Source organism: Streptomyces sp. NPDC059455 (assembly GCF_042750115.1).
GTDB lineage: Bacteria > Actinomycetota > Actinomycetes > Streptomycetales > Streptomycetaceae > Streptomyces > Streptomyces endocoffeicus.
In genome coordinates this window covers 67,771-77,983 of the sequence record NZ_JBHYVB010000005.1, presented here as the reverse complement: position 1 = coordinate 77,983, position 10,213 = coordinate 67,771, and the positions used below count along the sequence as shown (strand labels likewise).

Below are 10,213 nucleotides of genomic sequence, written 5' to 3'. Positions count from 1 at the left end.
CTGTATTTGTGGGTGTGGGCGCTCTCTCGGGGTTTTGGTTTATCGGTGGTGTTTTAATTGCTGTGGCGGGGGGCGGGGGGGGGGGGCCACCTCCGCGATCGTGTAGCGCTTGGTCTCGTGGCGCAGGCGACGTAAGGCTCGGCCGAACGTTACGCGAGACATCAGCAGCGTGCTGTTGCCGTTGCTCATTGCTGCTCCTCATGTTGGGCGACCGGCTTAAAAGCTGCCCTGCAACCGGACATCTGCGATCCAAAAGGCGTCGGAAGCGAGCGACATCTATCGTCGTGTCAATTGACACGTCCGGTGACTTGACGGTGCCGAGTCGCGGGGTGCAGCTTAGCTTCTGTGACGCAATGCACTCAACTGGATGCTGAGTGCGTTCGAAGTCCCTGCGTGCGTAGAGAGACGCATGGGACGGCTGACGACCGAGCAAGCTCCCACCTCTATGCGGGGTTCGGACTGCTCGCTGGACCGGTGGGAGCTGTCATGGGTGAACCTCGCGAAGTGAAATTCCGGCTGCCGCGCCGACGGAGCAGCGTCCCGAGGGCGCGTGCGTTAGTGCATTCCGTGCTCGGTGACTGGGGCATCGGACAAGCGGCGCACACGGCGGAGCTGGTCCTCTCAGAGCTGGTGACCAATGCGATGCGCGTACGTGTGCCGCGTGGCCGGCTGGTCGGAGTGCGGATCGCATGGCTGCCAGAAGACAGCCTCCTGCGTCTGGAAGTCAGCGACGCAGGCGAAGGAAAGCCCGAGGTGCGGGCGCCCGGCGAGGACGAGACGGGCGGGCGAGGGCTCCTGCTCGTGGAGGCGATGGCTGATCGTTGGGGTTTCGAGCAACGCGCGTGCGGGATCGGAAAAACGGTTTGGGCGGAGTTGAAAGCCCCAGACCTCGCTACCGGCCGCGCCCGGATCGAAATGGCTGCGGTAGCGGTCCGTGAGGGTCAGTGCGTACGAGTGTGGGGCGCTTGGCGAACGGTTCGAAGGGTGGGCACTGAGCGTTCTGCGTCGGGCGGCAGTTGCACTGTCGTGCTTGAGCTGGACGACGGTTTCGAACTGCGGGTCGACCCCGCCGCGCCGTTGACCGTTCGAGAGCCGGGTACGTCCTCCTCGCACAAAGGCGGGGAGGACGCATCGGGATAGCTGCTCAGCCCTTGGTTGAGCGCCGGCCACGAGTGGCCGGGGCGGGCCGCCAGGCCCGCAGATCGTCATCAGTCAGGTCGTGTTCGCCTTGTTGGGTGGTCCGGTAGCCCGCGAAGAAGGCCGCGGGAGAGCTGCCGTAGAGCGGGTCGAAGTCGTCGTGCCACTGGTCGAGCCAAGGCTGAAGTTCGAGCAGGCCCGCGAGCAGCGGCGTCATCTCCTCGGAAGACAGTCCGTCGTGGTTGGTGAAGTACGTGGCGAGCGCTTGTGCCTGCTCCCTGTGGTCCCAGCCCGCCCAGCCGAACAGCTTCGGCGTCCCGGAGATCGCCCCGGTCGCATACGAGATGAACCGCTCCTTGGGCACGTCCAGCTTGCCTCGGGCCCGCCAGTAGGAGGGCTTGAGGAAGTCGGCCGAGGTGTACTTCGGAGGCACCGGAACGGTGTCCCGGATCTTCCGCTTGGCGGGCTCGTCCAGAGCGGCGTCTTCCTTCCGCTGGAGATCCCAGACCTGCTCCCAGTCTTCGCGCTTCTTCAGACCGCTGGGCTTGTAGCGGAGCGCGGGGAGGAACGGCACGTGCTCCTCGGCGAGGAGGTCGGCGACGACGGTTGCTAGCTCCGTGCGGGGTGCGTACAGCTCCGCGACGGACACGAAGTCCTCATCGAGGGACAGCGCGGAGGTGAGCTGCTCGCGGGTGAGGATGGTCGGCTGTCCGTCGGGGAACCACAGCTCGCGGTTCTCCATACGGTCCAGCAACCAGGACTTGAGCGCACGCTCCTGGAGTGTGTCCCATCCCTCAGTTGTCCAGCGGCGCTTGTATTCGGGGCGTTCCACCATGCCGATGGCACGGGAGGTCTCGATGACATCAATGCGCTTCTGGACGACGGCCTTATAGGCGTCGGACCAGTGGTCGGGCAGCTCAGTGATGGGCGTGGAGTTGTGCCGCTTGAACCACTCGTCGGACGCTTCGCCCTTCTCGACGCGACGGGCCAACACAATCTCGAAAGCACGCTCGCCGAGGGCGAGTCCCGGGGTTTCCGCTTCGGGTGCGCGGAGGTCTTCGAAGTGGAGGTTGTAAAGAGAGTAGACTTGCCAGTCCAACTCTTCCTGAAGAGTGATCATCCTGCTGTGGATCGACTCCCAGACAGTGCGAGCCTCGCGAAGGGAATGCGCTGTGGGTGTTGCTGCTGATGCAGCGAGAGCGGAAGGGCTGGTGGCAGCGAGCTGCTGAGCGAGACCATCGAGTGCGGTTGCAGTTGGAGCAGGATACCGGCTCGGTAGCGGGAAGCTGTGGAGCTTCGTTGCGGTGAACTCATAGAACTTTTCCCACCCTTCGCTGGCGATTCCACCGCCAATGCCGCCATTTCCGCGATCGAAGCACAATTGCTTCATCCAGAGGCATGCTGTGGAACTGTTCAAGACGCCGACGAGATTTACATGGTCTTGCTCAGAAGAGCCTTCTCGTAGCTTGATCACCGGTGCGGTTTGCTTGAACACATTACCGCCCCGATCGAGTGCGAAATGGTTATGCGTACTTACGAATGCAACCGTAATTGAGAGTGGTGTCCGGTACCTCTCAACCACCCATCGGTACCATGCCCACCATGGCTTTCCCGTCTGCTCCTGCGTGCGGCCGTCGAAGTCGGTGGTGGAACGCAGGTGGCTTCTAGTGATCCATAGAATTCTTGCCCAAGAGGCGGATTCATCGTATGGAAGAGGCTGCAAATCGTCATCGTATGGGGCTATGGCGGCCTCGTAGCTATGAGTGTTCCAGTCGCGCACAACCTCCCCGACAATTAGAGGTTTGCTGATTTCCTTGGATACGCCTTTTCGTCTGAGTGTCGAAGCAGTACTGATGAAAGCTTCATCCTGCCCTGGGAAGCTAGCGAAGCCAATGTCTCTGGGTAGGGTTGTCCGCAAAGGTGCGTTGCTCGCGGACTCGAGTTGGCGAACCATTTCCAATCCGCCATCCATTAGCATCCATGGCTGTTTGCCGAAGTATTGTTGACGATCTAGATCATCTACGGAAATCCACTGGCTCGACGAACCTGGTTGGTCAATCTGCTCAACGATGGCGCGCCAAACTAGACCTTTCGATCCGTCCTTTGGCGTAGTTGGTTCCCCCTGAATGCTTCGCGCAGTGCGAATTGAAGTTGACCGATCATTGCCAGAGCGTCGTCGGCCGATCAAGATCACAGTCGGAGTACCGTGTTCCGGGATGTGTGCCCCCGAAGTGTCGATGACCTCTGTGAGTTCTACTTTGTGTGCAAAGTATTCTTCGATCAGCTTAGTGCCGAATTCCCGCTTCATAAAGGAGTTTGCGGTGATCTGGCCCACCATCCCGTACCTGCGCCCACCGGGTTCCCCGACTTTCGCTAGCTGGAAGAATCGCTCGGCAAACGGAACGGACAAGGCGTATGTCCCTGCGCACGATGCGTACAGCTCTCGGTATAGGGCGTTGAGCTTTTTGTCTTTGACCGTGATGTAGGGCGGGTTCCCCACTACCACGTTGTATCGACCCACCTCAAGAATCCCCGGATACTCGTGCACGTCCTCCGTCGCGTACGAGAACTCCGCCAGGGGATCCCCCGACTCTTCACCCAGCAGCGTCAACTCAAGCTGCCGCGCCTTAATCAGCGAGTCACCCACCGCCAGGTGAATCGGCCAGTCGTACCTGCCCGCCTGCGCCAGTGTCCGGACACCCGCCGCCGCCATCCCCGCAACCAGCAACCGGAATCGCGCAATGGCCACCGCGAACGGGTTGATGTCCACGCCGTGCACCGCGTTCAGCGCATCCCGTACTCGCTCGTGCACATCACGCCCCGGCTCCCGCTCCGCGAACAACCGCACCATCCGCCGAAACGCACCCAGCACAAAGTGCCCAGACCCGCACGTCGGGTCGATCATCTTCAGCTCGCCGAACTTGCCGCCCAGCTCCCGCACCACCGGGTCCATCGTCCGGTCGAGGATGAACTCCTCCACGAACTCCGGTGTCTGGAGCAGCGCGTATGTCTTCCGCGCCGATTCCGACAGCCACTGGTACAGGTCACCCAGGAACCGGGTGTCCCACCCCTTCGTCGGGTCGTTCTCATCCAACGGGTCGGTGAAGTCGTGGACCAGCCGGTCCCCGTCCTCCCCTTCACCCCGCTCGCGCCAGAACTCCACCAGCGCCCGCGCCGCGTCATGTGACAGCGGAATCTGGTACAGCGGGTTGCGCCGCTTGTCGAACAGCAGCTTCCCGGCCTGCCCCGCGCCCAGTTCCTCGAACGCCCGCTCCAACCACCCGCGATACGTCGGGTCCGGGTCCTCCTCCACGTACTGCGCGTACCGGGCCTCCGCCAGGTCCCGACGCTCCGCGTCCGGCCCCGTCAGAAACGGCTCCTCAATCAGCCGGTTGTCCTCGCAGAACCGCACGAACACCGTGCCCAGCACCCACGCCACCGCGACCTGCGTGACCCGCTCGTCCAGCCACGCGTTCCACGTCGCCGCCGTACGACCCAGCTTCCGCGCCTCGTCGTACTCCGCCCGCAGCCGCCCCGCAACCGCGTCGCCCGCCCGTACCCGCTCCACACGGTCCGCCGACAACTCACCCTCAGCCGAACCCAAACGCGCATCCAGCCACGCACTCCACCTCGGAGTCGCCGGATCCGCCTTGCTCGCCTTTTCGAACTCCTGCCGCAGCGGTTTGAGGACCGATTCCCAGTCCCTGACCTGCTTGTCGAGGTCCGCCTCGATCGCCTTGACCTGCTTGATCAGGTCGGTCCGCAGCGCTGCAGCGTCGATCACGTCGTCACATCTCCCGTGTTCCCCGTTGTCCCCAACGTCCCCATTGCCCCGGCGGCACGCGCCCCGCCGCTAGCCGTCCCCCGGCAAGCCCGCGCGTGCCGCCAACGCCTCGGCCCGATGGGCGTTGGCCACCCACGACTCGGGCAACTCGATCCATTCTCCCAGCCCCGACTGATACGGGACAGCAACCGCGCCCAGCCTCGGCGGTCGCGCCGGGTCGCTCTGCGGGCACAGCAGCCACAGCCCGCGCCCGCCGTCCCGCGCCGCGTCGGCCAGCCGCTCCAGCACCGCCATCGCGTCGTACCGGGCGAACGCGCCCGCGTCCGCCAGCAACACAGGAGACCCCGAGCCCGACCCCCGCGTCCCCGACACCAGCTCCCGCAGCCGGGGCTCCACCGCGCCCCAACTCGTCCGCGCGTACTCACCGAACCGCATGGCCGCCTTCGACCCCGGCTCCGCCGCGTCCGCGCGCAGGATTGTCTCCCACGTCGGCTTCGGCCGCGGGTCCACCTGCTCGTGCAGGGCCCGCAGGAACAGGTCGGTCACCGACACCGCCTCCGCGCCGAAGCGGTCCGTCGTCAGCTCGCCCACCGCGCGGCTCGCCAGCCCCGTCCGTACCGTCAGCACCCGGAAGCCGTCCCGGCGGGCCGAGGCGAGCAGCCGTTCCTCGGCCACGGCCGCGCCTGCGAGCTGCGGGTCGTCGGAGTAGCGGTGGGCGGTGAGGACACCGGTGGCCTGGCGGGCGGCGTCCGACGACAGGTACGTGGACTGGCCGTCACGCTGACGCGGGATGTAGCGCAGGGTCCCGTGGCCCTCGCGGGTCTTCAGCTCCAGGTCGAACCCGGCCTCCCGTAGCGCCCGCGTCAGCGGCCCGTCCGTCGGCAGCGCGTGCCCGCGCCGCTCGTTGAGCAGCTCGGGGAAGCGCGCCCGTACCCGCTCGTGGATGTCCTTGGGCGTCAGCCCCGGCTGCCGCTCGTCCGGCATGCCGGGGATGCGCGGCACCAGACCCGCCTGGGTGAGGCGCAGCGCCCGTACGAGCGGCAGATCGCGCGGGTAGATCTCCAGGCGGGGCGTCGCAGCGGCCCGGCGCGAGGCGGCCGCGGCGATCTCGACGATGCGCCGCTCGTCCCACTCCACGGCCGGGCTCGGAGGCGCGATGGCGCCCAGCTCGGCCAGCACCGTGGCCGCCGTCGGCAGCGTGTCGAGCTTCGCCAGCCGGTCGGCGACCTTGCCCAGCTTCTGGGCGTAGTGGAGCAGGCCCGGCCCGGAGGGGGTCTCGGGCGCGTCGTCGGTGCCGACCTCCAGGGCCAGCAGCCCCGCCCCCATGCCCTCGTCGGCCGCGTCACGGTTCGGCGTGTGCTGGAACTCGGACTCGTCCGGTACGAGTTGCTCGACCTCGACCACCGCGCGTACGGCGGCCAGCGCGAGCGCCCGGCGCTGTTCGCGCTCCGGGAGCTGGGTGCCGCGCCGTACGGCCAGGGCGTCGGCGATCTCCGCCGCGGAGGCGACCCGGCCCAGATCCCGCAGCAGGCCGAGGATCTCGGCGCGCAGCGCCCGCACCGCCGGGTTCTTCTTCCACCGGGTGCGCTGGTTCTTCAGCATTTGCGGGATACGGCCCGCCGACAGCCCCAGCGCGCTCGCCACGTCCTTCTGCTTGGGCCAGACGCCGATGTCGGGCAGCGTGCCCCGCTCGTCGGGGAGCCGGAGGAGCAGCCGCACCATCTCGCACTCGTTACGGTTCGCCTCGTCCTTCTTCAACTCCGGTACGAAGATGGTCGCGAGCGTGTCCAGGGTGACCCTGCGCAGAGCGCGTTCGGGCAGGCCCTCCGCGTCGCCGTTCTCCGCGATCGCGGTGGCGAGGGCGGCCTCCGCGACCGACAGCTCCTCCTTCGCCGCCTTGCGTCCCTCGGGGGTGAGCGGGGCGGCGGGCTGTTCGGCGAGCCGCTGGCGCCACTCCTTGATGCGGCGGAGGACTTCCTTACGGGTCTTGGCGCCCAGGCCGGGCGCGTTGACGAGCTGGTGGCGGCTGTAGTCGAGCAGACCACCGACGTCGTTGACGTGCAGGCCGTAGACGAAGGACTGGGCGGCCGGGCTGAGGCCCGAGGCCGAGATGGGGGTCTCGCGATCGGCCTCGGCCGCCAGCCGGTCGCGCTGCTGTTCGGCGCTCTCCTCCTCGGCGGCCGGGATCGGGGCTTCCTGAGCCTCCGCAGGCGACTCCCCGGTGCCGCCGGTACCGCCGGTACCGCTCGCGCCGCCCGGCGCGGCGGTGGGCTGACGGGAGCGGCGCGACGACGGCTTCGCCTCGTCCATGGCCAGGAAGATCTTCTTCCAGGCGTCCCGCATCGGCTTGAGATCGGGGTAGCGCTGGGCCGCGTCCCGGTGCAGGGCCTTGCGGAAGAAGTCGACGAGGCCGTCGCGCACCGCCGGGTCGAAGGCATCGGCCGCGATCTTCGGGTACGGCTCCTTCTTGGCATCGGTCTGGCGGGGCGACACCCTGCCGTCGCCCCAGACCGGAAGCTCCCGGGAGGCCATCTCGTGCAGGGTGACGGCCAGGGCGTACCGCTCGGCGTGCCCGTCGTACACCGAGCGCTCGGTGAGCGTGCCGATGAACGGGTCCAGATAGCCGTCCGTCCCGGCCCCGGTCTCCTGCACCGGATAGGCGGCCAGCGAGAAGTCGATGAGCACCAGCTCACGGGTGCGGTTCGGGCGGATGCGGATCGCGATGTTGTCCGGCTTGATGTCGCGGTGCCACACTCCCTCGCCCTCGAGGAAGTCCACCGCGCCGAACAGATAGTCGCCGTACGCCTCGAGCTGGTCCACGGACAGGCGGCCGAACTCCCGGAGCTGGCGGGCGACGGTTTCCTCGCGCCGCCTGCTCCTGCGCTCCCCGGGCCCGGCCGGTTCGCCGTCCTCGGCCTCGCGCTCGTTCCCGACGTACTCCATGACGAGGACGGTGCGGCCGCCGATGCGCTGCGGCTCCGGCTCGACGAGGCGGATGATCCGCGAATCGGGGCGCAGCCGACCCATGATCTCGGCCTCGCGGGCGAGCATCTCGCCCTTGCTGTCCGAGTTGGCGACTTTCAGTACCGCGAGGGTCTTCGAGAAGCGCACGTCGGGGTCCGCCGTCAGGTCCCGTACGAGGAACGCGCGGCTGGTCGACCCCGTACCGAGGCGGCGCCTGACCTCCCAGCGGCCTGCCAGCACGTCGCCCGCGACCGCTTCCAGCGGGTCCTTCTCGGGCTGGGCCGGCCGTGCGGGCTCCGCGGGGGCGGGCTCGGTCAGGTCCGACTCGACGACCTCCAGCATCTCCAGGAAGTCGTCCACCGAGTCCAGGCGGTTGTCGACGTGGTAGGCCGTGGCCGCCTGCACCAGCTCGTCGACGTATGTCGACAGGCCGTCCACCACGGCGCTCGGCCTCAGCCCTTCGCCCGCCTCGTACCGGGCCAGCAGCTCGGCCTGGCTGGCGGCGGGGGCCTTGCCGGTGGCCAGCAGGTAGGTGAGGACGCCGAGGCCGTAGATGTCCAGCGCCACGGGGTCGGCCTTCAGCGCGGTCAGCTCGGGGGCAAGATACGGGTCCGCACCCTCCGCGAGATGGGCGCCCGCGCGCGAGAGCGTGGTCGGCGCGAACCGCTCACCGCCGCTCGGAGTGCCGGACCCCGGGCCGCGCTGGACCGCGACCTGCCAGTCCGAGATCTGCAGATACGGGTTGAGCCAGGCCGCCTCCTCGCCGTTCCCGTGCCCGTTCCCGTCCGCGCCCGCCGCTGGCTTCCGGGGGCGGGGCATCACATGGATGGCGCGGGCCGCGAGCGTGCGGTGGTAGATCCGGCGGCCGTGCGCCGAACGCACGGTCTCGGCGAGCTGCCGAACCAGTGCCATGCGGCTGAGGATGTCCAGCTTCTCGCCGTACTGGGCCAGATACTCGTCCAGGCGCAGCGTCCGCGGGTCGAAGTCGAAGATCAGCGCGGGGCCCGCCGAGTGCCCGGAGGGGTCGTACTGCTTCAGCTGGACCACGCCGGGATGCTTGAAGCGCCGCAGCACCGCGGCCTCGCGCCGCGCCGCCCGCTCCACCGAGGCGCGCAACTCGGCATCCGAACCGCGCTCCCGCAGGTAGACGCGGATCCGGGCGGCCTCGGGCAGCTCGCTGTGCCGGGCCAGGTAGTCCGCCCAGGTCGGGCCCGAGTCGAAGGACTTCCGGTGCAGCAGATAGGGGCCGACCTTGTACTCGGCGTCGCTCCGGCCGATGCCCACCCGATCCAGGGCCGACTTGATCCGGCGCGACCGGGTCCGGTCGATACGGCGGTGCTCGTCGCGAGGGGGCTCGGCCAGCATCCGGGCGAGCTGGTGGACGGTGTAGAGGCCGTGCTGGTCGTGGGCGGGCAGCCGGTTCCGCAGCGATGAGTCGGTGAAGCAGACGGCCTCCGACACCCACACCCGCTCGTCCTCCTGTGCCAGGAGGGAGGCCAGCTCCTTGGCCTTCTTGTTCGCCAGATGCAGCGGGTTGCCGTGGGTGATCTGGCGCCCACCGGGCTGGGTCTGCAGCCAGGTGCCGTTGCGGGACTCGACCGAGCCGTGCCAGTCCTTCAGCTCGATCAGGTGCACCCCGCCGGGGGCGACGACGAGCAGGTCCACTTCCCGGACGTGGCCGCTGTGCGCGGTGAAGGTGAAGTTGGACCAGGCCCGCCACGGCTCGTTGTCGGGGAGCTTCTCCCGGATCGCCTCCAGCCCCCGGCGCTCGTGCTGGAACTCGGATTCGGTGACCGTGACCCACCGGCCGTCCCGCATGCGCCATCCCCGCTTCGTGTCCGTCGTCGATCTGTACCGATTGCGGCTGCTCGGCAGCAATATCCCCGGCCCCGATCGTATCGGTTACGAGGTGGGAGTCGGCAGCGCCGCGGACCCGCTGCCCGCAGGGGGATCGCCGTGGCGGGGGGTGCCGCGTGGGCCGATGCCAGCCCTGAATGATGCGATTGGTCCCTTCCGCCCTGGCTGATGGGGCTTCGGCTATGGGCTGACGCTGCTTCAGCTGTTGATATGATTATCCGCTTACGGCGACGCGGAGCCGCGTCGGTCGGCGCGTCAGCAATGTGCACGTGACCCCTCAGCTGTATGGAGACCGCTCCGTGCCCCTCCTCCGTTTGTCCGGACTTTCCCTGCTGGAGCGCGGCAACGCGGGAGTGCTCGTCGGGGACCTCACGGAGCGGTATCGATCCGTGCTCTTCCAAAGCCCTTCTCTCAGGGAACAGCGGTCCTGGGAGAAAAGCCTCGCCGCGCTGGCGGAGGTTCTGCGGGACG

The 10,213-nt window shown here is 67.8% G+C and carries 3 protein-coding genes; 1 reads left to right on the top strand and 2 read right to left on the bottom strand.

Annotated features, from left to right (window positions below):
• The first annotated feature begins 486 nt into the window (after positions 1–486).
• On the top strand, positions 487–1,140 hold the full coding sequence (locus ACFXB5_RS03175; RefSeq protein WP_385201836.1) for an ATP-binding protein: 654 nt from the start codon (positions 487–489) through the stop codon (positions 1,138–1,140).
• 4 nt (positions 1,141–1,144) lie between these two features.
• On the opposite strand, the gene pglX is transcribed toward ACFXB5_RS03175, so the two are convergent.
• On the bottom strand, positions 1,145–4,921 hold the full coding sequence (gene pglX / locus ACFXB5_RS03170; protein WP_385201834.1) for a BREX-2 system adenine-specific DNA-methyltransferase PglX: 3,777 nt from the start codon (positions 4,919–4,921) through the stop codon (positions 1,145–1,147).
• 69 nt (positions 4,922–4,990) lie between these two features.
• Entirely contained in the window at positions 4,991–9,703 is a 4,713-nt protein-coding gene (pglW, locus tag ACFXB5_RS03165; protein ID WP_385201833.1) for a BREX system serine/threonine kinase PglW, read from the bottom strand.
• Positions 9,704–10,213 lie beyond the last annotated feature (510 nt).